This window comes from Apilactobacillus kunkeei (assembly GCF_005930975.1).
Taxonomy (GTDB): domain Bacteria; phylum Bacillota; class Bacilli; order Lactobacillales; family Lactobacillaceae; genus Apilactobacillus; species Apilactobacillus kunkeei_E.
Map to the genome: position 1 here is coordinate 1 of NZ_VBSE01000001.1, position 206 is coordinate 206.

A 206-nucleotide genomic window follows, 5' to 3' on the forward strand; every position below is an offset into this window, starting at 1 on the left:
ATGGCGCGGGACAGAATCGAACTGCCGACACACGGAGCTTCAATCCGTTGCTCTACCAACTGAGCTACCGAGCCATACCATTTATGTTTTGCTATAGATAAATATTCAATTATGTTGTCTGTGACAACAACGGTTCGTACGAGACTCGAACTCGTGACCTCCTGCGTGACAGGCAGGCGTCCTAAACCGACTAGACCAACGAACCA

2 tRNA genes are annotated in these 206 nt (G+C 49.0%); both read right to left on the reverse strand.

What is annotated here, in order from left to right:
* Position 1 precedes the first annotated feature (1 nt).
* Positions 2 to 74, reverse strand: a tRNA-Phe gene (locus tag FD688_RS00005).
* 56 nt (positions 75 to 130) lie between these two features.
* A tRNA-Asp gene (locus FD688_RS00010) sits at positions 131 to 205 on the reverse strand.
* Position 206 lies beyond the last annotated feature (1 nt).